General features: G+C 41.9%; 18 protein-coding genes. 8 read left to right on the forward strand and 10 right to left on the reverse strand.

What is annotated here, in order from left to right; all coding sequences use genetic code 11:
* Nucleotides 1-5: 5 nt before the first annotated feature.
* The 3 genes from ACM0OS_RS11300 to ACM0OS_RS11310 all read right to left on the reverse strand — a co-directional run bounded on the left by ACM0OS_RS11300 (nt 6) and on the right by ACM0OS_RS11310 (nt 2,169).
* Entirely contained in the window at nt 6-626 is a 621-nt protein-coding gene (locus ACM0OS_RS11300; RefSeq protein WP_414543276.1) for a Uma2 family endonuclease, read from the reverse strand.
* Nucleotides 627-702: 76 nt separating this feature from the next.
* The gene (gene map / locus ACM0OS_RS11305; protein ID WP_414543277.1) at nt 703-1,530 is read right to left on the reverse strand and encodes a type I methionyl aminopeptidase; all 828 of its coding nucleotides are present in this window, start codon (nt 1,528-1,530) and stop codon (nt 703-705) included.
* A gap of 126 nt (nt 1,531-1,656) precedes the next feature.
* Nucleotides 1,657-2,169 (reverse strand): plastocyanin/azurin family copper-binding protein, encoded by a 513-nt coding sequence (locus ACM0OS_RS11310; RefSeq protein WP_414543278.1) that lies wholly within the window; start codon nt 2,167-2,169, stop codon nt 1,657-1,659.
* A 776-nt stretch (nt 2,170-2,945) separates the two neighbouring features.
* Here ACM0OS_RS11310 and aqpZ point away from each other — a divergent pair.
* Nucleotides 2,946-3,719 (forward strand): aquaporin Z, encoded by a 774-nt coding sequence (gene aqpZ / locus ACM0OS_RS11315; RefSeq protein WP_414543279.1) that lies wholly within the window; start codon nt 2,946-2,948, stop codon nt 3,717-3,719.
* Nucleotides 3,720-3,777: 58 nt separating this feature from the next.
* On the opposite strand, the gene ACM0OS_RS11320 is transcribed toward aqpZ, so the two are convergent.
* From ACM0OS_RS11320 to ACM0OS_RS11330, 3 genes are all read right to left on the reverse strand, one after another.
* Nucleotides 3,778-4,206, reverse strand: coding sequence for a VOC family protein (locus tag ACM0OS_RS11320; RefSeq protein WP_414543280.1), 429 nt, complete (start codon nt 4,204-4,206; stop codon nt 3,778-3,780).
* Between the two features lie 400 nt (nt 4,207-4,606).
* Nucleotides 4,607-5,581: a DUF1517 domain-containing protein gene (locus ACM0OS_RS11325; protein WP_414543281.1), complete on the reverse strand. Its 975-nt coding sequence runs from the start codon at nt 5,579-5,581 to the stop codon at nt 4,607-4,609.
* Between the two features lie 278 nt (nt 5,582-5,859).
* Nucleotides 5,860-7,086, reverse strand: a complete 1,227-nt coding sequence (locus ACM0OS_RS11330) for a cytochrome P450 (RefSeq protein WP_414543282.1) — start codon at nt 7,084-7,086, stop codon at nt 5,860-5,862.
* Nucleotides 7,087-7,601: 515 nt separating this feature from the next.
* Between ACM0OS_RS11330 and ACM0OS_RS11335 the strand changes: the two genes are divergently transcribed.
* Nucleotides 7,602-8,996 (forward strand): cytochrome P450, encoded by a 1,395-nt coding sequence (locus ACM0OS_RS11335; RefSeq protein WP_414543283.1) that lies wholly within the window; start codon nt 7,602-7,604, stop codon nt 8,994-8,996.
* A gap of 81 nt (nt 8,997-9,077) precedes the next feature.
* Here the strand turns inward: ACM0OS_RS11335 and ACM0OS_RS11340 are convergent, their stop codons facing one another.
* From ACM0OS_RS11340 to ACM0OS_RS11350, 3 genes are all read right to left on the reverse strand, one after another.
* Nucleotides 9,078-9,428, reverse strand: coding sequence for a DUF1257 domain-containing protein (locus ACM0OS_RS11340; RefSeq protein WP_048868763.1), 351 nt, complete (start codon nt 9,426-9,428; stop codon nt 9,078-9,080).
* Nucleotides 9,429-9,568: 140 nt separating this feature from the next.
* Nucleotides 9,569-11,080, reverse strand: a complete 1,512-nt coding sequence (locus ACM0OS_RS11345; protein WP_414543284.1) for an AAA family ATPase — start codon at nt 11,078-11,080, stop codon at nt 9,569-9,571.
* A 90-nt stretch (nt 11,081-11,170) separates the two neighbouring features.
* Complete coding sequence (locus ACM0OS_RS11350) at nt 11,171-11,518, reverse strand: hypothetical protein (RefSeq protein WP_414543285.1); 348 nt, start codon at nt 11,516-11,518, stop codon at nt 11,171-11,173.
* 279 nt (nt 11,519-11,797) lie between these two features.
* Here ACM0OS_RS11350 and ACM0OS_RS11355 point away from each other — a divergent pair, with 279 nt between their 5' ends.
* From ACM0OS_RS11355 to ACM0OS_RS11370, 4 genes are all read left to right on the forward strand, one after another.
* A complete protein-coding gene (locus ACM0OS_RS11355; RefSeq protein ID WP_414543286.1) occupies nt 11,798-12,328 on the forward strand; it encodes a hypothetical protein in 531 nt (176 codons plus the stop codon).
* Nucleotides 12,329-12,444: 116 nt separating this feature from the next.
* Nucleotides 12,445-13,599: an NAD-dependent epimerase/dehydratase family protein gene (locus ACM0OS_RS11360; RefSeq protein ID WP_414543287.1), complete on the forward strand. Its 1,155-nt coding sequence runs from the start codon at nt 12,445-12,447 to the stop codon at nt 13,597-13,599.
* 226 nt (nt 13,600-13,825) lie between these two features.
* On the forward strand, nt 13,826-14,962 hold the full coding sequence (locus tag ACM0OS_RS11365) for a glycosyltransferase family 4 protein (RefSeq protein ID WP_414543288.1): 1,137 nt from the start codon (nt 13,826-13,828) through the stop codon (nt 14,960-14,962).
* Nucleotides 14,963-15,181: 219 nt separating this feature from the next.
* Nucleotides 15,182-17,758 carry a GAF domain-containing protein gene (locus ACM0OS_RS11370; RefSeq protein WP_414543289.1) on the forward strand — a complete coding sequence of 859 codons (2,577 nt, stop codon included), beginning with the start codon at nt 15,182-15,184 and terminating at the stop codon, nt 17,756-17,758.
* 10 nt (nt 17,759-17,768) lie between these two features.
* On the opposite strand, the gene ACM0OS_RS11375 is transcribed toward ACM0OS_RS11370, so the two are convergent.
* Nucleotides 17,769-18,044, reverse strand: coding sequence for a hypothetical protein (locus tag ACM0OS_RS11375; protein ID WP_414543290.1), 276 nt, complete (start codon nt 18,042-18,044; stop codon nt 17,769-17,771).
* 656 nt (nt 18,045-18,700) lie between these two features.
* Here ACM0OS_RS11375 and purC point away from each other — a divergent pair.
* Together purC and ACM0OS_RS11385 are read left to right on the forward strand one after the other, a co-directional pair.
* Nucleotides 18,701-19,438: a phosphoribosylaminoimidazolesuccinocarboxamide synthase gene (purC, locus tag ACM0OS_RS11380; RefSeq protein ID WP_414543291.1), complete on the forward strand. Its 738-nt coding sequence runs from the start codon at nt 18,701-18,703 to the stop codon at nt 19,436-19,438.
* A gap of 164 nt (nt 19,439-19,602) precedes the next feature.
* Nucleotides 19,603-22,212: a BamA/TamA family outer membrane protein gene (locus tag ACM0OS_RS11385; protein WP_414543292.1), complete on the forward strand. Its 2,610-nt coding sequence runs from the start codon at nt 19,603-19,605 to the stop codon at nt 22,210-22,212.
* Nucleotides 22,213-22,367: the final 155 nt, after the last annotated feature.

Consider the following 22,367-nt stretch of genomic DNA (forward strand, 5'->3'; position numbering starts at 1 on the left):
AATTACTAATTACTGTCCACCTGCAAAATTTGTTCCGCCGTCAAAACTAAACCTGGAAATGCTAACGATTCAATTTTATCGCTACCTCTAAACTGGCTAACTTGATACTCACCTTCAACCAGTTGGTAAACAGAAATAGTGGGTTGCTTAGGGTTACCAATAAATTTCCGCCCCCCTAAAGCTAGGTAGTCCACCACCCAATATTCCGGAATCCCCATTTCTTCGTAGTCGGCTAACTTTTTATAATAATCATCTCGCCAGTTAGTACTTACTACTTCAATCACCAACGGGACAGATACACCTTGAGTAATAGTTGATTGTTTTTCCCATAAAGGTTCATTTTTTAGATTGTCATCATTTAATATCAACACATCAGGTAAATAAGCTGATTCGCTTTCAGGCGCTTTAACCAATGCTTGCTTAGGAATAAAATAAGCAAGATTTAATCGGTCAAATTCTATAGTTAGTTTTCTTGATAAAAACCCTATAACTTTTTCATGTTTTCCTGATGGCTGTGGCATCTCAAAAATTACCCCATCATGTAGTTCATAGCGTTTACCTTCAGGCTTCCACTCCAAAAACTCTGCGTAGGTTACTAGTTTAGGCTTGGGTATGGCTTGAGTCATAAAACTTCATCTAGTGCATTCAATTAATGAACTACTCCCACTAAACTAACAATAGCGGGAGTTTCCCCTTTCATAATTAAACTTTCGTGCGGTCTGTCAAAATTTCGTAACCAGTTTCCGTTACCAAAACTGTATGCTCAAACTGTGCTGATAGTGAATTATCTACAGTTACCGCTGTCCATCGGTCAGATAATATTTTTGTGTGCTTAGAACCTGCATTTAAAATTGGTTCAATTGCTAAAGTCATGCCAGCACGCAGTTTGACATTTGGCATTTCGCGCGTACGAAAGTTGAAAACTGAAGGTTCTTCGTGTAGATTCCGACCAACACCATGTCCGGTAAATTCTTCGACTACACTAAAACCATTAGCTTTCACATGGTCTTCTATTGCCCCTGCGAGGTCAAGTAAGTAAGCACCTGCTTTGACTTGTTCAATCCCTTTAAAAAGAGATTCTTCCGCTACACGAATTAATTTAGCCGCATCTGGGGTCACTTCACCCACGGCAATAGTAATGCAGGAATCACCGTGAAAACCTTGGTAAAAAGCGCCCGTATCTACTTTTAAGACATCCCCAGTCCGAATTACTTTCTTAGGATTTGGGATACCATGTACTACTTCATTATTAATACTGGCACAAATAGAACCTTTAAAGCCGTGATATCCCTTAAAACTTGGTGTAGCATCCATTTCGCGGATACGTTTTTCGGCATAAGCATCCAAGTCAGCCGTGGTCATTCCGGGCTTAACCATCTCAGAAATTTCTTTGAGAACAGTAGCCACAATTTTTGCTGACTGCCGCATAATTTCAATTTCTCGCGGCGATTTAATTTCAATCCCTCGGCGCTGTTTTTTTGCAGGTTTCGGCTGAGTTTTTTGAGCAAGCAAGTTACTGAGAATGTTCATGGGGAATTAATAATTACTGGCACGTTACTGCTATGGCCGCAGTATTTTTTCTTATATTTACGTTAACTTATTTTTGCCCCATCCTTTGTCTATGGGGGACTAGAGGCTAGGGGATAGGAAGTTTTCTTAGTTTGCGATCGCAATTTCACCCTTCATTCCAGCTTCCGTATGACCAGGTATAGAACAGTGTAAGTTGTAATTTCCTTGTTTCATCGGCACAAACACCCATTCTGCTTCTGCACCTGGCTTGAGTTCTAGTTCGTGAATGGCACCTTTGACTTCTACTTTGCCGGCTTCGACTTTTTGTGTCCAGATGCCATCAGCAAAATCTTTGGCGGTGAAATAATGCTTCAATTGGCTGGGATTATTCAGGCGCAGTAAATAGCGTTTACCTGGGACAAATTGCAAATGATCAGGTTCAAACTTGAGTTCGTTGGCAGAATTACCTAAGCTAATTTTAATTTCTGTAGCAGTTTGTTTCAGTACATCTTCTGCTAAATTGGCTGCGATCGCCGGATTAGCAACGATTAAACCCAGGCATAGCAACAAACACAATACAGCAATTTTCCCTAGTAGTTGAATCCTAGTGGCTAAAGAAAGGTATAAATTTTCGGAATTTTTTGTAAATAACGCCTTCATGGTTATCAATAGCCTTAATAAAAATCATGGTGGCAAATTGCCAAAACACCGTCTTACCTATTCACCATTATTCACTCTGTGTGCAACTTATGGCTTTTGATATGGCAATCCGAGTTGGGGAGGTAAAAAAAGATAAAAGTACTAAAAAAATTCAACAGTAGTTTGACATAATTTGGAACATATAAAAATATAGTTAAGTGTAGATTTATGAAAATAAATGATAATCAATGATATTTTTTATTTTATGTAGAGGAATATAAACAAGTTATGGTGTCATATCGCTGCTACACCGTAAAAGAGCCAAAAGATTAGTCTGCATAGCACAAGCGAATTGTCAGAAAATCCTCAAAAATAATTTTGCTTCACCTTAGTACAAGATAAGATTCATACTTAATTGGTTAATTACAGAGGATGATTTGCAATTTTTGTAGGTTGGACATCACCTAAATTAAGTAATCATAAATATTTTTTTTAAAGAGGCATCTTTTCTGATGAGTTCATGTATAATCCTCACTAAATAGAATAAACAGCTATTTACTAATAACTAAGAAACGTGTAAACGTCCTCTAGGAAGTTATTTAAATAAATGCATTTTATTGATGAAAATGTACTAAATTCACCTGGAGTAGAAATTTTGGACTGTAGGGAATTTAAAGGCATTTGCACATAAAGCTTGTCCAGCCTAATTGAACTCCAACTTAATCAAAGTTAGCAGAGTCTCTTTTTCGCTGATGTGTAAAATTTAATGATTTTGAAATCCACTAAGGAGTTTTTTAATGTCTCTTATCAAACGTAGCTTGGCGGAATTTATTGGCACCTTTTGGCTGGTATTAGGCGGATGTGGTAGTGCTGTTTTAGCCGCAGCTTACACAACCGAAAGTGCAAAAATCAGTGTCAATACTTCTTTTCCCTTGGGTATTGGATTAGTGGGTGTATCTTTAGCATTTGGGTTAACTGTACTCACAGGTGCTTATGCACTTGGTCATATTTCTGGCGGTCATTTCAACCCTGCTGTTTCTTTTGGGTTTTGGGCAGGTAAGCGCTTTCCTAGTTCAGACTTACTACCTTACATAGCCTCTCAAGTACTTGGAGCCATTCTCGCTGGAGGCGTTATTTATCTCATTGCTAGCGGACAAGCGGGCTTTACCTTAACAGGCTCTAATCCACTAGCAACCAATGGCTTTGGCGTTCATTCTCCAGGTGGTTACAATCTGTTGGCGTGCTTCATCACCGAAGTGATCATGACTTTCATGTTTTTGCTGATTATTCTCGGTGTCACAGATCGTCGCGCACCCAAAGGATTTGCGCCACTAGCAATTGGTTTGGCACTCACATTGATTCACCTGATTAGCATTCCTGTAACCAATACTTCAGTCAATCCTGCTCGTAGTACTGGAGTTGCTATATTTGCTGGGACACAACTTTTTTCCCAAGTATGGCTATTTTGGGTAGCTCCTATCTTGGGTGCTATTGTGGCAGGATGGTTCTATTTAACAGTCTTTAGTGAAACATCTGTAGAGGCACAACAAAATATCGAAGAGCTAGTTTAGTTACGCTCAAAAACTATCTCGGTTAGTACCACCTTTACTTATTGTCTTTGAGTAACAACTAACCGAGTTTAGCCAAACAGCGAATAAATTCTAAGGGTAAACCATCAGTATCAGCAATGAAAGCGACTTCCCAGATGCGATCGCCTATTTGCTGTTGTGTTGGTTCTAAAAGTATCTTTAAGGGTGGTAAATCTGTCACTGATGCTATCTGTGCTTGTAAACTTGTCAACCAACTAGGCAAGTCTGATGTGATGTCAGTTAAATCAAAAGACAGATGATAGTACCCCACATAATGTTCATCGGCAAAAGCATCCGGGGCTGGTTTTGGTTCAGGAATTTGAATTAATTCAATTCTGCCGCTCAATCCTTCCATCCAGCAAGCCAGGGTATAGCCTGTAGTGAAGCGTTCACACACTGTAAACCCTAACTGTTCATAAAAGGCGATCGCCTGATGAATATTCGCAGTTCTTATAGAAGCATGATGCATAGTTTAGCTGCAATTTTCGGCAATTTAATCAGGCAGTGCATGACGGAGCCAGTTAAGTGAGTGTGTCTCCCGACTAAGCTGGCGTGGGTTTCCCCCATCCACTGCTTTGGGCGTTTTTACCAAGAAGTGGAGAGACAGGGATCAGGAAGAGCAAGCCCTGCCTCGTTCGCGCAGCGTCTCCCAGAGAAGCCGTGGAGCAGAGTGGAACATGGGTATAAAGCCACACCCGTCTAGGGCGCTTTTGCTGGGGCGGAGTAACAAGCTCCGTTTCAGCTTTCTCCCTTGCTCCCCTGCCTCTTTTGATCGAGTGGTGTTCCGTTGTAGCAACTGCCTTTGATCACCGTTAATGGGATTGTCTTTGAACTGTGGAAATACAAAGGACTTGAATTGTCATCACTTGTTAAACCAGCTTTAAGTCAGCATACTCTGCCAACACATCATCAGAGGTTAAAGTATCGCCTTCTGCTTGGGGAGTCCAAAGCACTTCAATTGCTAAAAGTTGTTCACCGGACATACCACCAATTTGCCGTAAGGCTTGACGTAGGTCATCAGCGCTGTTGATTTGGGGAATTTCAAATTTACCCAATGTCGCTGCTAACAGAGTGACAATAATGTATTCTCCAGGGCCTTGACTAATCAGATTAGTGGGATTGTCTATTTCACCAGCCGCAGGTAAAGCATCTTTGCTGAGGGCTGCTTTTAGCTGGTTGTTGACGTTAGACAAAGTTTCTTCGCTAAATTTGCTGCGTTCGGCTAAAGACAAACGATTAAACTGAGATTCAGCTGAATTCAATTTGGCTTGTTGCGTGCCACCACCCGCATATACCCAATATTCTGGATGACGAAGCAAAGCTAGACTAACTTCTTGTAAAACATCGGCTCTGCCTTCTGGAGAGTTAGTGTCAGCAGTTTCCGCTATTTTGTTGAGTTCGGGTTGCAAATCACGGGCTTGGGCTAATAAACCTACTTGCAAACGAGTCACAGACACAGCAGGGTTGCTGCTATAGCCTACTTCTTCTCCTTCGCCATTGTTAACACGACGGAAGGTTTGCATTAGGAAGTTGGCGATCGCAAAGAAAATTAAGATGGAAAATAAGCCACCAAATCCTCCGCCAATACCCCAGAAGGGAATCAAGAACGGAAAGCCAAAGCCACCACCACCGGGATAATATCCACCACCACCACGAGGTGCGTAGGTACGAGGTGTGTAGGTGCGGCTAGAAGGCGCTCTAAAACCGCCACCGCCACCAATGCGACCACCACTACGGGCCGCTAGCGCGCCATCAGCATGACTCAGTGCCAAAGTTAACACTAAGCTGAAGACAAAGAAAATTTTGAAAAGGGGTTTGATGGTTTGTTGTAGTTTTTTACGCATAACACAGGCACTGAAAAAGTGATATTGTTTATGATTGCTGACAAAACTGGTAATACTTTCATGTTTATTGCAATAATGCCAGTCTGTAACAAGTCAGTGAATTTTAATCTTCATCTTTCGCTACATCTTTAATTTAACGTGTCCTATATTGGTTACGCAGCAAGCTTAGGGGGGATTTCTGTTGTAGATAACCGTACCTCAAAACCGATCCTCTAGAAAAAAACTTAGGAATCAATTAACTATTTCTCTAACCTGCATTAGTTTGAATGGGGAAAAATTCACGGATTGAATGCTACAGGCATTGATTTCATTCCTCTCAAGGACGGGTTTTCATGCCATTCAATCTGATTTGTATTGAGCCGGAGACTACCTAAGCGTTTTATAACTGTTTTAATGGAAATTTGCGCCTCAAGCCTGCCAAGAGATGCACCAAGGCAAAAGTGAGTTCCTTTTCCAAATGCCAAGTGAGGATTTTCGGGGCGTGTAATATCTAATTTATCAGGATTTAAGAATTGCTCAGGGTCACGGTTAGCTGCACCAATTACGAGAAATACGCGCTGTCCTTGGCTAATTTTTTTACCCCCGATTTCCAGATCAGTAACTGCTATGCGGGCTTGTCGTTGTACTGGGCTATCGTAGCGCAAAAACTCTTCTACAGCGGTCGTGATCAGTGAAGGTTTATCTTTTAATAATTGCATCTGACTAGGATTTTCCAGTAAAGCAAGTAAGCCATTAGCAATCAAGTTAGTGGTAGTTTCATGCCCCGCAAAGGTTAAGAACACACAATTTGAGATGATTTCTTCGTCATCAAGCGAATTTTCTTTTTCTTGTGCAAAGATGAGGTTACTTATGAGATCATCTTGGGGTTGACAACGACGTTCTTCAAGGATGATTCGGAAGTATTCTTTCATTTCTAGAATACTGTTTTTCGCACTAGTCAAAATTTCTGTGTTCATGCGAAACATCCCGAAAAATCTTGCCAAATCTGATGACCATTTCTTAAACTGTTCTCGGTCTTCGTCATTTGCGCCCAGCATTTGGGCAATTACGATGGCAGGCATTGGGTAAGCTAAGTCATGAAGAATATCTATGTTACCCCGCTCATAGACACCATCGATTAGCTCGTCTACTAGTGCCTGAATTTTCTCTGCCATGCTGCTAATAATACTAGGGGTGAATGCCTTGTTAAACAATCCACGCAGACGTGTGTGTTCTGGAGGATCGCAAAACAGCATCCACTTTGATAAAGTTTCCAGAAGTGGAAATATATTCTGTTGCTCTAATTCTGGTAATTTACTAATGGGCGGACGCTTGGCCGACATTCGTTTGTCTTGCATAGCAGCTGCAACGTCCTGATAGCGCATCAGATACCAACCACCTAAAAAATCACTCCAGTAAACAGGCTCTTCTAATAAAATACGGCGATAAGTAGGATAGGGATTGGCCAGTACTTCTGGAAAAATTAGATTATACTTATCTTCTTCTAGATTAATTGATGATGACATGAGTTAAAGGTAATTCAAGACATAACTCAATAATTTTATAGATGATGGCATTTTTGAGCAAAATCAAGATTTAAGTTATACCAATTTTCTCAAAAGATGTTACATATGCGTAGGTTGGGTAGAACGAAGTAAAAACCAACAATATCATAAGTTTTGGTGTTAAATTGTACTTCCGGTAGACTACCTAATCAAAAGGGGTAGGGGAACAGGCTGCGCCGTGAGCGTCAGCCGTATACCCGGAAAGTGACAGAAGATGGATGGCTGCTAAATTACAAATGGATAGCTCAATGGCTTTATCCTCTGCTTGCCCCTCAACAAAGAGGTGAAATTTTTGCTAACTTTAAAAAAGGGAAAGAACTGGGCAAAAAAATCAATTTTTTTATTAGGTTATCGTTTTGAAAACACTGGAAAGATTCTCTTACTAATTTATGAACCAGTTTATCTTACCGCCAGTGTAAATAAATTGCTGACTAAAAAGTTAGGTATAGATAATCTTAAATTAGGAGTAATAATTCATGGTTACCATTGAAGAAAAAACTGCAAATCAAACGATTGCTAAACTACCACCAAAATCTCGCGTACCTAGAGTAATTCAAACTATTCGCTCAATTTTTACACCAGTCTCGTTTTTAAAAGCAACTCAACAAGAATATGGAGATATTTTTCTCTTTGAATCTAAGCATTTTTCTTCACAAATAGTTTTGAGTAATGTGCAAGCAATTCAGGAACTTTTGACAGCCGACTCTAAACTATTTGAATCAGGTTCAGGAAGCAAAATTATTCAACCGCTTGTGGGAGCTAACTCGTTAATATTGCTCGATGGCGATCGTCACCTACAACAGCGTAAACTATTAATGCCTCCTTTTCACGGTGAAAGGATGCGGGCTTATGGTCAATTAATCTGTGATATTACCAATCAAGTCACTAGTCAATGGACTGTGGGGCAAAGTTTTTTAGCCCGTCCTAATATGCAAGATATTTCCTTGCAAGTGATTTTGCGTGCTGTTTTTGGATTAAAAGAAGGCGAACGTTACCAACAAATCAAGCAAGTTTTAACTGAGATGTTGGATACTTTTAATTCTCCTTTAAGCGCTGTGTTGTTATTTTTTAAGTCATTGCAACGTGATTTAGGCCCTTGGAGTCCTTGGGGGAAGTTTATCCGCCGTAGACAGCAGCTTGATACATTGATCTATCAAGAGATTAATGACCGTCGCCATCAAAGCGAATCACAGGGTGAAGATATTCTCAGCTTATTATTATCTGCACGTGATGAAAATGGTGCAGCTATGACTGATGTGGAGTTACGTGATGAGTTAATGACTATGTTATTTGCTGGTCACGAAACTACAGCTATTGCTTTAGCTTGGGCGTTATATTGGATTCACTATCTGCCTGAAGTGCGGGAAAAATTATTGCAAGAACTCAAATCTATTGATGTTGCGAATGCAGATCCCACAGTAATTACTCAACTACCATACTTGAATGCTGTTTGCTCAGAAACGCTCCGAATTTATCCAGTTGCTTTCTTTAGTTTGCCGCGCATTCTTAAAGAGCCTATGCAATTCATGGGTTACGATTTACCCAAAGGGATGATGCTTTCTGTCAGTATTTATCTAACTCACCATCGCCCAGATGTTTATCCAGAACCTGAGCAGTTTAAGCCAGAACGTTTTTTAGAACGGCAGTTTTCTCCTTATGAATTTTTACCCTTTGGTGGGGGAAACCGTCGCTGTATTGGTGCAGCATTTGCTTTATTTGAAATGAAATTAGTTTTAACAAATATCCTCTCACATTACTCATTAGAGTTAATGGATAAAGCGCCTTTAAAACCTGTGCGTCGTGGCATAGTATTTGCACCCAATGGCGGCGTGCATTTGATGGTAAAAGATAAATACGGGACTGGAAAATAACTCCCAATCCCGATAAAAAAGCGGGCTAACCGCTAATGATGTGGTTAACCCGTTCAGCTTTGGGAACGCGCTGAGAAATTTTTATTGCAATACCAACTTGACATTGGCGTTTTGCAGACCGCGCTGTTTTACTTCAGCCAAAGTCTTGTTAACGGCATATTTTTGGTTGATGGAGTTGATCAACTCGGTTTGGTTGTGCTTTTTAGCAACACCCCATAGGTCAGCGATTAGGTCAAAGGAACCATCGCTGTTGCGAGACCAACCTAGATCATATTCGCCTTCTAAAACAGCTACGATGTCGGAGCGTACACGCTGACCGTTATAACCACGAACATCAGCTTCAGTCTTTACGCTGATACCAAGGTCGCGCAAAGAAGATTTGAGGATTTCGGCATCGGTGATTTTGGTACGCAGAGTGCTAAAGTGAGACATTTGGGTTTCCTCCAGTGAGAAGATTGAGAAAAAGACAACGGTTTGTTTTTGGGAAGCCGCGCTTATTGAGATGCGGCTGTTTTTCGTAACTGCTAGCTTTTGGGGCTAGCCTTTGCCCCTGGGTTAGTAGGGGAAAGCTTTTAAAACTCCATGCGCTGATATTCGGCAACGGAGGATGCGGCTGGTCGTGCGCGCTGTCTGGCCCAGTCCCTCAGGGCTGTTACCTGTTCTTGCATGGTACGAGACAGTGGCAATGTTGCTTTTAGAGCCGCAATAATATCTAATTGGGTGAACTCGCGGTCTTGGGCAAAAGCTTCATACATGGCTGCCACAAGTGCTTGTTCAATTTCTGCCCCAGAAAAGCCGTCAGACATCTTGGCGAGTTGCTCAAGGTCAAACCTGGAGATGTCTTCACGACGCTTGGCAAGGTGGATTTTATAAATATCCTGCCGTTCTTCTGGTGTGGGCAAATCCACAAAGAAAATTTCGTCAAAGCGTCCTTTCCTTAAAAATTCTCCAGGTAGGCGTTCCACTCGGTTAGCGGTTGCCATGACGAATACTGGAGATTTTTTGTCTTGCATCCACGTCAGGAAAGAACCAAAGATTCTACTTGATGTACCACCATCAGAATCAGATGAACCTGAGCTACCTGCAAAGGATTTATCTAACTCGTCTATGAACAGAATCGCTGGAGAGATGGATTCTGCTGTTTTTAGGGCGTTACGTAGATTGGCTTCACTTCGTCCCACCATTGAGCCGTCGTAAACTCGACCCATATCTAAGCGTAACAATGGTAAACCCCATAGTCGGGATGTAGTCTTGGCAATTAGCGACTTACCACAACCGGGAACTCCGAGAATCAGCATTCCTTTGGGCTGGGGTAAACCATACTCTCTTGCTCTTTCTGTAAAAGCATTAGAGCGCTGTTTAAGCCATTTTTTCAGTTCTTCTAAGCCACCTACAGCATCAATGGTTGCATCTTCTTCAATGTATTCTAAGATCCCATTGCGCCGAATTAGCTGCTTTTTCTCAGATAGAACTATATCAACTTCATCTTCTGTCAGGCGTCCCGTGGTTACTTGCGCCTTGCGGTATACTTTCTCAGCTTCATCTTTAGTTAGACCTAAAGCTGCTCTGAGAAGCTTTTCTCGCGCCTCGGTGGTTAATCGCCGTCCACGACTTTGCTCTAGATGATGAGTCAACACTTTGTTCAACTCAGCCATATCTGGTAATCTAAAGTCGAGTACAACAACTTCCTTTTCTAGTTCGATGGGAACTTGCTGCATGGGTGACATCAATATGATGTTCTTTTGCATTCCCTTGAAGCTAGCGATCGCATCACGTAACGATCTTGTTGTCGCAGGCGCATCAATAAACGGATGTAAATCTTTAAGAATAAATATACCAGGTTCTCTCTGCCGGATAATCCACTCAATGGCTGCCTCTGGAGAAACAGTATTGTGTTGTGTGACGTTCCGGGGTTGCCCATATTCCACGATGCCGTGAGTTACTGTCCAGACGTAGACGCGGCGTTGGGGCTTTAATAATTGGGCGATTGTGGAAATTGCCTGCTCCGCCCGCTCTTCCTCGGAGGTCACAAGGTAGATTAGAGGATATTGAGCTTGAATTAGAATATTGAGCTCTTCTTTCATACAATCGACCTACTTGAGACCTTATACAGTAAAGACATCGTTTGTTGGTTGCGACAACCGAATTATGAACTGTTTATTCATAATTCTTACCTAGCAAGGAACTAACTCCTCTTCACCCTTAGGATGAGTTTCTTCTTTTTCCATTTCGTCAATGGACAGAGGCTCTTGAGTAGTTACTCCTGGTTGATTACCCATAGCAATCAATTCTCCATCCCGCAAGACTAATGAACTCTCGCAATTTGGACAGGAATAAACTCGGTGAGTTCTTCCATATACAGAAGCTTCAAGTTCCTCCACTAATTCTGAGTTAGCTAGGTAGAAGACTAGGGCACGTTCGGCAAGTTCTGACATCGGTTCGGAATCAACAGCTGAACGAATCTTCAGTCTTTTGTGAACTTCTGGTGACAAATACAAAGTAACCTTTTGCTTAGCTTGCATATAACTCTTTAACGGCCTTACCCGGGTATGTATATTACGTTATCGGTTGCTTTCTCTGTTGTCAAGACGTTAAAACGTTTTGACGCTAATTTTGTTACATTTGTTTATATTCGGTTGGTAGTTGTTTAGTGACATGGTTCCCTAACTGAGTTACTTATGAAACAGTTTTTGGTTTGACCTCATTGAATTAAGCAATAGTAAACTCCCGCCACTTTATCCATATAAATGTATTTGATATAGTACTTATAAGAAATCAGTGACTTCAACAAAAATCTCATTATGTCTACTACTACAGTAAAAATATGTAGGCATCAACAAAAAAATTATACTAAAATTGCCAACATTGGCGGAGCAGTTATCTTGCTCTTAAGTTTGTGGAGTTGCACTGCCACAAAGTTTCAGAATGCTCCTGTGACATGGAATACTTATAAAAATTCCCGTTATGGCTTTGAATTTCCATACCCTAGTAATTGGAATACTTTGCCTGCACCAGGAAATTATGATGGCATTGCCTTGGTGTCACCGCAAAACGAAGCCGTAGAAATTCGCTCATGGGCAGTTAATTTACTACCTGAATCCATAACCACCGAAAAAAACAGCAAAACCACGATAACTCCTAACTTTCAAACAGCCCAGGGTATATCTGGAGTGCTACTGGTGGAAATTGATCAAGGAATCAGCTTGATGAAACTGAGTTTAATTCAGGATGAAGTCGAATATTACTGGCAAGGACGCAGCCAGAACCAAGAATTTCCCAGTTACTATCCTTTGTTCTACTACATTGCCCAGCAGTACCGGATTGGAGAGTGATCTGTTTGGTTAATCGCATCTTTAAACTCAAAAATTCGATATCTTCTCCAGAATGATGATGAACAGGGTACAGAAACCTGATAGATTTAGCTATCAGCGAGTAAAAACTGGTGAAGATGAAAGTCCTGGTTATTGGTGGCGATGGATATTGCGGTTGGGCAACTGCACTTTACCTTTCCAATCGAGGTTATGACGTTGGAATTTTAGATAGTTTGGTGCGGCGGCACTGGGATAATGAATTGGGTCTCGATACTCTCACTCCCATCGCACCAATTCAGCAACGCCTCCAGCGCTGGCAAGATTTGACAGGTAAATCCATTGACCTATTTATTGGCGATATCACTAATTACGAATTTCTCAAGAAAGTTTTACACCAATTTGAACCAAATGCCCTAGTACATTTTGGTGAACAGCGATCAGCGCCCTTTTCGATGATTGACCGTGAACATGCTGTTCTTACCCAGGTCAATAACGTAGTAGGGACGCTGAACTTACTGTATGCGATGCGAGAAGATTTCCCAGATTGCCATTTGGTGAAGTTGGGAACGATGGGTGAATACGGCACACCCAACATCGATATTGAGGAAGGTTACATCACAATTGAACACAATGGGCGCAAAGATACTTTGCCGTATCCCAAGCAGCCTGGTTCAATGTACCATCTCAGCAAAGTCCATGATAGCCACAATATCAACTTTGCTTGCCGTATTTGGGGATTGCGCGCTACCGACCTCAATCAAGGGATAGTTTATGGTGTCTTGACCGAAGAAACGGGCATGGACGAACTATTAATTAATCGCCTTGATTACGATGGGGTATTTGGTACAGCACTTAACCGCTTCTGTATTCAAGCTGCGATCGCCCACCCCCTAACCGTCTATGGTAAAGGTGGACAAACGCGCGGATTATTGGATATTCGGGATACAGTGCGATGTATTGAACTAGCGATCGCTAACCCAGCCGAACCTGGAGAATTCCGGGTATTTAACCAATTTACTGAACTATTCAGCGTTGGTGATTTGGCATTAATGGTGAAAAAAGCCGGGAATGCCTTGGGATTGAATGTGGAAATCAATCACCTGGATAACCCCAGAGTTGAAAAAGAAGAACACTACTTCAATGCTAAAAATACCAAACTGCTGGATCTAGGTTTAGAGCCTCACTATCTCTCTGATTCGTTGCTTGACTCTTTGTTAAACTTTGCCGTCAAGTATCAACAACGAGTTGATCATAAGCAAATTCTACCCAAAGTCTCTTGGCACAGAAATTAGGGTAACGCCTTATATCTGCTGGTTGTCATGTCTTAGCACAATATGACAACCAGTTAATTATTGTTGATACAGATGTAACTTAGGAAACATAGTTAAAAGAAGAATTTTTGAATTACGGATGACTCTGTGTTTGATTTCCGCAAGCCGCACACTCGTGACTTCTAGTCATGGGAGGTTCAAACCACAATGCAAACAAAGCTGGGATTATTTGCTTGTATAGTTTTTTATGAGAATTGCCCTATTCAGTGAAACCTTTCTACCCAAGGTTGACGGTATTGTCACGCGCCTACGCCATACTGTTGACCATCTACAGCGCAATGGTGACCAAGTACTAGTGATTGCCCCTGATGGTGGTATTACTGAACACAAAGGAGCCAAAGTTTACGGCGTTACTGGTTTTCCCCTGCCATTGTATCCAGAGTTAAAAATGGCACTGCCCCGCCCAGCTATTGGTTATGCCCTAGAAGAATTTCAGCCAGATATCATTCATGTTGTCAATCCGGCTGTTTTAGGGTTGGCAGGAATTTTTTACAGCAAAATGCTGAAAATTCCTTTAGTAGCCTCTTATCATACACATTTACCCCAATATCTCCAGCATTACGGTTTGGGAATGTTAGAAGGGTTTCTTTGGGAATTAATTAAAAATGCCCATAATCAAGCATCATTGAATCTGTGTACCTCCACAGCCATGATGGAAGAATTGACAACACATGGTATTGAACGGGTACAAGTGTGGCAACGCGGTGTAGATACAGAATTATTTCACCCAGATTTAGCTAGTCCAAAAATGCGATCGCGGCTCACACAAAATCATCCTGAAAGCCCCTTGCTGCTTTATGTTGGTCGTCTTTCTGCCGAAAAAGAAATTGAGCGCATCAAACCCATATTAGAGGCAATTCCCGACGCACGATTGGCATTAGTAGGTGATGGCCCTCATCGCCAGGAATTAGAAAAGCATTTTGCCGGGACTCACACTCATTTTGTCGGATATCTCATGGGGCAAGAATTAGGTTCTGCCTTTGCTAGTGCTGATGCCTTTATTTTTCCTTCTCGGACAGAAACATTAGGCTTGGTGCTGCTAGAAGCAATGGCCGCAGGCTGTCCAGTAGTAGCAGCCCGTTCTGGAGGCATTCCTGATATTGTCACAGATGGCATCAATGGATATCTTTTTGACCCTACAGCAGATATTCAAGATGCCATTACTGCTACTGTTCGTCTCTTAGAAAACCAACAAGAAAGAGAAAATATCCGTCAAAACGCCCGCAAAGAAGCAGAAAGCTGGGGATGGTCAGCGGCTACATGCCAGCTGCAAGATTATTATCAAAAGGTGGTGTTTTCAGAACAACTGACAAAAGTAGCTTAAATGGGTGTCGTAATTATATAGGACTTACGCATTCGCCACGAAAACCAAGGCTTTGAGATTGCCTCCCTACGGTTGCAATGACGGAAATACGTTAGTTTTACGTAAGTCCTGTTATATTGTGTTGACTATAACCCGGTTTCTTGAAGAAATCGGGTTTCTCATATGAATTATGATTGCTACATATCAAGATGAAAATAAAATTTTAAATTTATCATCCCCATGACTCCTTCCAATCCTGGTAGCGTCTTGGCTACATTAACTGAATTAACTCAAGTTAATCGTATTCATTCTTTATTAGGTCGTGTAAAAGACCTCCCAGTTAACGAATTTATTTGTTTACTTGACTTCATCACCGCTGAATTTCAACAGTTTCTGCGAGCAATTGAGTTAATCAATAACGAAGCTCTAGAAACTATGTTAGAAAAGGTGCTAGAAGCCATCACAGTTAAAATTGGTCAAATTCTCCAAGCGGAAAATTCAGCTATTTTTTTAGTTGACTATGATAAAGGTCAATTGTGGTCAAAAGTTCCTCAAAATAATACGCAAAAATTTTTAGAAGTTCGTATTCCCATTAATGTCGGCATTCCAGGTCATGTAGTCAGCACAGGTGAATATTTAAATATATCTGACACTGTTACTCACCCTTTGTTTAGCCCAGAATTAGAAAAACAAATGGGCTACCAAATCCGAAATATGTTATGTATGCCTGTGGTTAGTAGCAAAAATCAAACTGTTGCAGTAGTACAACTAGCGAATAAAACTGGTGATATTCCGTTTAATCACGAAGATGAGGAGCGTTTTCGAGACTTTGCTGCTTCTATTGGGATTATTCTAGAAAGTTGTCAGTCTTTTTATGTAGCAGCTCGTAATCAACGCGGTGCAACGGCTCTTTTACGGGCAACGCAAACACTAGGGCAAAGTTTAGATTTAGAAGCAACTTTGCAGATGGTGATGGAACAAGCCCGGATTTTAATGCAAGCTGACCGTAGCACGTTATTTTTGTACCGTAAAGAAATGGGCCAACTCTGGACAAAAGTAGCAGCAGCAGCAGATGGGACAAACTTCATAGAAATTCAGATCCCAGCTAATCGTGGTATTGCTGGTTTTGTCGCTTCTACAGGTGAAGCACTGAATATTCCTGATGCTTATAAAGATCCTCGTTTTGACCCCAGTATAGATAGAAAAACAGGGTATGTAACTCACAATATTTTATGTTTACCAGTATTTAATTCTGCCAATGAATTAATTGGTGTTACACAATTAATTAATAAGCAAAAAGGTAGTTTTACTGCCTCTGATGAAGAGTTTATGCGGGCTTTTAATATTCAAGCCGGAATTGCTTTAGAAAATGCGCGATTATTTGAAAATGTATTATTAGAAAAGCAATATCAAAAAGACATTTTGCAAAGTCTCTCTGATGCTGTAATTTCTACAGATATGGCTGGTCAAATTGTGACAATTAATGATGCGGCTTTAGTGTTGCTAGGTTGTCCCTTAAATAAGGCTAACACCAAAAATAATCAGCTTTTGTGGGAACACAATTTAATCGGTCGCTTGGTTTGGGAAGTTGTACCGATTGAAAATTTACAAATACGTTTAGAAGACAGTTTAAAAACCGCTGCTAAACATTATGTCCCAGAACAAAATTTGATCGTGGGTTTGTACCCATTACTTAATTCTTCTCAAGACTCAGGAGTGAGTAATCAACAATTAATTTTAGCAGTACGCGATCGCACTAACCCTGATGTGTTCATTCCCTGGAATCAACCCCTAACGCCCCAGCCTAATTGTCTAACCTCTAGCCAGGTGGAAATCTTAGAACGGAGCATTAATTTGACCGTGAATCCGCTGACGAACCCAGAAGGCGGAGTCCGGGGTGGTTTGGTGGTTTTAGAAGATATTAGTCAAGAAAAGCGCATGAAAAGCACCATGTATCGCTACCTCACACCTCATGTTGCCGAGCAAGTAATGGCATTAGGGGAAGATGCTTTAATGGTGGGTGAGCGCAAAGAAGTCACTATTTTATTTTCAGATATCCGGGGCTACACCACACTGACAGAAAATCTGGGCGCATCTGAGGTGGTATCGCTGCTGAATCAGTATTTTGAGACAATGGTAGAGGCAGTATTTAACTACGAAGGCACTCTAGATAAATTTATTGGAGATGCTTTAATGGCGGTGTTTGGTGCGCCACTACCTTTGACAGAAAATCATGCCTGGAGGGCGGTGCAGTCAGCATTGGATATGCGCCAACGTTTAGATGAATTTAATCAACGGCGGATTATCCAAGCGCAGCCTCAAATCCGTATAGGTATTGGCATTAGTTCAGGAGAAGTAGTTTCCGGGAATATTGGCTCCCATAAACGCATGGATTACACCGTAATTGGGGACGGGGTAAATTTAAGCTCACGTTTGGAAGGAGTCACCAAGGAATATGGCTGCGATATTATTTTGAGTGAATTTACTTACCAATTATGCAGCGATCGCATCTGGGCGCGCCAGTTAGATAAAATTCGCGTCAAAGGTAAACACCAAGCAGTTAACATCTATGAATTAATCGGCGATCGCACTACTGATTTAGATGCCAATACCCAAGAATTTTTATGGCATTACCAAGTTGGGCGTAGTGCTTATTTAGACCGGAATTTTTCCCAGGCGATCGCTTGTTTTACGGCTGCTCAATATATTCGACCCACAGACCAAGCTGTTAATGTCCACCTAGAACGTGCTTATAACTACCAAAAGACACCACCTCTAGAGTCTTGGGATGGTGTCTGGGATTTGATGGCAAAATAGATAGTTTGTTTCAGTCTTGAGCCTCATCTCCGTCACTTTGAAAGGGATTTTCACCAATTTGTAGTTGTTTTTTAGTTCTTTTCAAGTTTTTCCACAAAACTTTAATTTGTTCGTAAGCGTCATCCGGCGATAACTTGCCACCTGTTTCTAAATTACAGATGTAACTCACTCGTTGAGCAAATTCCTGTAAATTTGCATTGAAAACCACATTTTCCGGCTTTACTTGACCATAGTAACGTCCACGCGGATATAAAAAATTATCTTTGTTCACTAAATTTTTCTCCATTTGTTTAATATCCTTCCCGTTTTAATATATGAAGTTGAATTATTAACCACCCTTAACGTTAAATTTGCGAAATTGGCTGCAAATGTAGGAGTAGTTACCTTAACAATCTTTAATGATAGGGGTGATCCAAAAGTTAGTTAAAGGTGCCAATTTGAGATTTTGGATTGGTTTTGTCAGTGAAAGTCAGGCCACTATGGCTGCTCTAAAATCTAAAATCATCCATCTAAAATGCCTGCTACCTTGAGTATGCTACGCTCAAGCACATTTAACCCATACTAGATAGCTCTTGCCAATTTATTTCATCAAATGGTAGTCTGTTTTTTTACAATTGCCAACAAATTTTATAAAAAACGAAATGCTAGCTGTAATAAATGTATCAAAATTTACTAATTATAACGTAATAATACTTTCTTTGTTTACCATATTATGATTATTTTGAGGCGAAACGTTTATATCTAAGTATTAAAAACTACATGAAAAATACCATATTTTAAAGGTGACTGTCACCCATCGAAGGTTAGATGTTAAGTAATTTTTTTGCCACCATTTTTAATAGCCGATTCATGAGCAATGGCTAATCTGGAATAACTAAAGATAAAATAGTTAAGCTCGAAAGGGCAAAAGCTACCCCCTCGCCCACAACGTTACCTCTTATCATGTCTGTTAATTCCAAGCTCTACGAAGGCAAAGCGAAAATTCTTTATGCAACGGATGATCCAGAAGTCTTGCTAGCTGATTTTAAAGATGATGCCACAGCTTTTAATGCCCAAAAGCGTGGCAGTATTATCGGTAAAGGAAAAATTAATTGTAGCATTTCTAGCCAATTGTTTCAGCAATTAGAACTACGGGGGATAAAAACTCATTTTATTGATTCTCCAGCACCACATCAAATGCGGGTAAGGGCTGTGAAGATTTTTCCCTTAGAAGTAGTGGTGAGAAACATTGCTGCCGGTAGTTTATCTCAGCAAACAAAATTACCGGTGGGTACACTGCTGAAACAACCTTTAGTAGAGTTCTATTATAAAAATGACGAATTAGGAGATCCACTATTAACACGCGATCGCCTATTGTTATTAGAACTGGCAACACCGGAACAAGTAGATACAATTACCAATCTAGCATTGCAAGTCAACCAGTTTCTCCAAGACTTTTGGCAGCAGTGCGGCATCACGCTAGTAGACTTCAAACTAGAATTTGGTTTGGACTCACAACAGCAGTTGCTCTTGGCCGATGAAATTAGCCCCGACACCTGCCGTTTGTGGAACACAGCCGAAGCAGATCCTAACCTGCGGGTAATGGATAAAGACCGCTTCCGCCGGGACTTGGGAAATGTAGAAGATGCTTACCAGGAGGTTTTACAACGAGTATTACAAGCAGTAGCCAGCAAAAATTAAATCTATGGAAACCATTACGTAAATATGGCAAGTTTTTAATTCTTGCCTGGTGACATATAACTTAAAAAGGCAGCAGCAAACAACGCAATTTTTGCCTTGACTTTTTGCATGAGAGCATAATTGCCTAGAAATGGTGTGTGGACGTGAAGAGGAATTTAAATAGAATGCGTTTATCTCCCGTATGGGTAGCAGCTGTAGCAATTGCAGCGCCATTAGGCGGCACGCTCAGTGCAAATGCCCAAACTAATCATAGTTTAGAACAGACAGCCGAAATTTTCACCCCCGCGATTAATCAGCAGTCGGCAAAGGATGCCAATCAAGAACTAACCAGTGAAAATGTAGCATCTGACTCTACATCTACAGACTTTGTAGTCATTAAAGAACCTCCGGCTTCTGTAATTGCAGTTTTTCCGGCTAATGCAGCCGAGAAGACCCAAGAAGTGATATTGCCTACTGTGACAACCCCAACAGTGGTGCCAGATGTAAGTCCAGAACTGACAAGTGAAAGTCTCAAGCAACCTGTATCTTCTGAAGTCGCGGCTTTCCCTGCTAATGCAGCCGAGAAGCAGCCATCAGAGGTGATATTACCCACCTTGACAACACCAGTAATTGCCCCAACCTCAAAAACGACCCCTAACTTTTTTACCCAACAGCCAGAGTCGGTTCCCGGTATTACACCCCTCCCAACCCAGCAACAGGTACCGGCTACAACACCTGGCACAACTCCAGGTCAACAGCCAGAATCGGTTCCCGATGTTACACCTCCCCCAACCCAGCAACAGATACCAGCTACAACACCTAGCACAACTCCAGGTCAACAGCCAGAGTCGGTTCCCGGTGTTACACCCCCCTCAACCCAGCAACAGGTACCGGGTACAACTCCAGGTCAGCAGTTAGATACTCCCAACGGCGCTTCAGATGATACGGAACCACGGGTGCTGGTGTCAGAAGTATTAGTCAGACCAGAGACAGGGCAACTAACACCGGAATTGGAAACTCAAGTTTACAACGTAATTCGTACCCAACCAGGCCGCGTCACCACCCGCACCCAATTACAACAAGATATTAATGCCATCTTTGGCACTGGCTTCTTTGCTAATGTTCAGGCAGTACCTGAAGATACACCTCTGGGTGTAAGGGTGAGTTTTATCGTCCAACCCAACCCAGTGCTGACAAGGGTAGAAATACAAGCAAATCCTGGCACTGATGTGGCATCTGTACTGGCTCCTAACACTGTAGATGAAGTTTTCCAGGCGCAATATGGCAGAATCCTCAACCTGCGGGAATTGCAAGAAGGCATCAAACAGTTAACCCAGCGATATCAAGATCAAGGTTACGTCCTCGCAAACGTTATTGGTTCACCACAAGTTTCAGAAACCGGCGTTGTTACCCTGCAAGTAGCTGAAGGCGTAGTAGAGAATGTGAGAGTGCGGTTTCGTGACAGAGAAGGTCAAGAAACAGACGAAACAGGAGAACCAATTCGGGGTCGGACACAGGAATATATCATTACCCGAGAATTGCAGTTACAGCCAGGACAAGTATTTAACCGCGATGTAGTGCAAACAGACCTACAACGGGTATTTGGATTGGGGATATTTGAAGATGTGAATGTCTCCCTTGACCCTGGTAGTGACCCTAGTCAGGTAGATGTAGTGGTGAATGTAGCTGAACGCAGTACAGGTTCTATTGCTGCTGGGGCTGGTATTAGTTCTGCCAGTGGCTTATTTGGTACTGTCAGTTATCAACAGCAAAACTTGGCAGGAAGGAACCAACGACTGGGAGCAGAAGTACAAGTAGGACAAAGAGAACTGCTGTTTGACCTCCGATTTACCGACCCTTGGATCGCAGGTGACCCCTACCGCACCTCTTACACAACTAATTTGTTTCGCCGCAGTTCCATTTCCTTAATTTTTGATGGACAAGATGGTGATATTAGGACATTTCAAGTGGGAGACACAGATGGTGGAGGTGAAGGCGATCGCCCCCGTGTTCTCCGTCTAGGCGGTGGTGTCACTTTTACTCGTCCTTTGTCTCCCAATCCCTACGAAAGATCAGAATGGACGGCTTCAGCCGGGTTGCAATATCAGCGCATTTCCACTCGTGATGCCGATGGCAACGTCAGACCAGAAGGGATTGTTCTTCGTGATGGACAAACAGTCGGCGAACCCGTTCCACTCAGCTTCTCTGGCCAAGGTGAAGACGATTTGTTGCTAGTACAACTAGGCGCACAACGCGACCTCCGCAATAACCCCTTGCAACCCACAACAGGTTCCTTCCTGCGCTTTGGCGTTGATCAATCTGTACCAGTGGGATTAGGTAGTATTTTTCTCACGCGACTCCGTGGTAGCTATAGCCAATACGTACCTGTCAACTTGACTAACTTCGCCCCAGGCGCACAAACTTTAGCTTTTAACCTGCAAGGCGGCACAGTTCTGGGTGATTTGCCTCCTTATGAAGCTTTTACCATTGGTGGTAGTAACTCTGTGCGGGGCTATGAAGAAGGCGCACTAACTAGTGGACGCAGTTATGTCCAAGCATCAGTTGAGTATCGCTTCCCAGTTTTCTCCGTAGTCAGCGGTGCATTGTTCTTTGATGTCGGTAGTGATTTGGGAACCACAACTAGACCAGCTGAAGTATTGAACAAAAATGGTACAGGCTACGGCTATGGACTAGGTGTACGTGTGCAATCCCCACTAGGCCCCATTCGCATTGACTATGGTATCAATGACGATGGTGATAGCCGCATCAATTTTGGTATTGGTGAAAGATTCTAAGTGGTCATTTGGCGAGGGACAAGGGGACAAGGGGACAAGGGGACAAGAGGACAAGAGGACAAGGAGACAAGGAGACAAGGGGACAAGAACACAAAACTACCTTTATCTCCCCATCTCCCACTCCCCCCATTTCCCACTCCCCCCATCTCCCACTC

The sequence above is a fragment of the Nostoc sp. CCY0012 genome (assembly GCF_963920855.1).
Taxonomy (GTDB): domain Bacteria; phylum Cyanobacteriota; class Cyanobacteriia; order Cyanobacteriales; family Nostocaceae; genus Cyanocohniella.

Bases quoted from the DNA above. Each gene is read 5' to 3' on its own strand.
- ACM0OS_RS11300 (WP_414543276.1), bottom strand. From the start codon at position 626: ATGACTCAAGCCATACCCAAGCCTAAACTAGTAACCTACGCAGAGTTT.
- map (WP_414543277.1), bottom strand. From the start codon at position 1,530: ATGAACATTCTCAGTAACTTGCTTGCTCAAAAAACTCAGCCGAAACCT.
- ACM0OS_RS11310 (WP_414543278.1), bottom strand. From the start codon at position 2,169: ATGAAGGCGTTATTTACAAAAAATTCCGAAAATTTATACCTTTCTTTA.
- aqpZ (WP_414543279.1), top strand. From the start codon at position 2,946: ATGTCTCTTATCAAACGTAGCTTGGCGGAATTTATTGGCACCTTTTGG.
- ACM0OS_RS11320 (WP_414543280.1), bottom strand. From the start codon at position 4,206: ATGCATCATGCTTCTATAAGAACTGCGAATATTCATCAGGCGATCGCC.
- ACM0OS_RS11325 (WP_414543281.1), bottom strand. From the start codon at position 5,581: ATGCGTAAAAAACTACAACAAACCATCAAACCCCTTTTCAAAATTTTC.
- ACM0OS_RS11330 (WP_414543282.1), bottom strand. From the start codon at position 7,086: ATGTCATCATCAATTAATCTAGAAGAAGATAAGTATAATCTAATTTTT.
- ACM0OS_RS11335 (WP_414543283.1), top strand. From the start codon at position 7,602: ATGGTTACCATTGAAGAAAAAACTGCAAATCAAACGATTGCTAAACTA.
- ACM0OS_RS11340 (WP_048868763.1), bottom strand. From the start codon at position 9,428: ATGTCTCACTTTAGCACTCTGCGTACCAAAATCACCGATGCCGAAATC.
- ACM0OS_RS11345 (WP_414543284.1), bottom strand. From the start codon at position 11,080: ATGAAAGAAGAGCTCAATATTCTAATTCAAGCTCAATATCCTCTAATC.
- ACM0OS_RS11350 (WP_414543285.1), bottom strand. From the start codon at position 11,518: ATGCAAGCTAAGCAAAAGGTTACTTTGTATTTGTCACCAGAAGTTCAC.
- ACM0OS_RS11355 (WP_414543286.1), top strand. From the start codon at position 11,798: ATGTCTACTACTACAGTAAAAATATGTAGGCATCAACAAAAAAATTAT.
- ACM0OS_RS11360 (WP_414543287.1), top strand. From the start codon at position 12,445: ATGAAAGTCCTGGTTATTGGTGGCGATGGATATTGCGGTTGGGCAACT.
- ACM0OS_RS11365 (WP_414543288.1), top strand. From the start codon at position 13,826: ATGAGAATTGCCCTATTCAGTGAAACCTTTCTACCCAAGGTTGACGGT.
- ACM0OS_RS11370 (WP_414543289.1), top strand. From the start codon at position 15,182: ATGACTCCTTCCAATCCTGGTAGCGTCTTGGCTACATTAACTGAATTA.
- ACM0OS_RS11375 (WP_414543290.1), bottom strand. From the start codon at position 18,044: ATGGAGAAAAATTTAGTGAACAAAGATAATTTTTTATATCCGCGTGGA.
- purC (WP_414543291.1), top strand. From the start codon at position 18,701: ATGTCTGTTAATTCCAAGCTCTACGAAGGCAAAGCGAAAATTCTTTAT.
- ACM0OS_RS11385 (WP_414543292.1), top strand. From the start codon at position 19,603: ATGCGTTTATCTCCCGTATGGGTAGCAGCTGTAGCAATTGCAGCGCCA.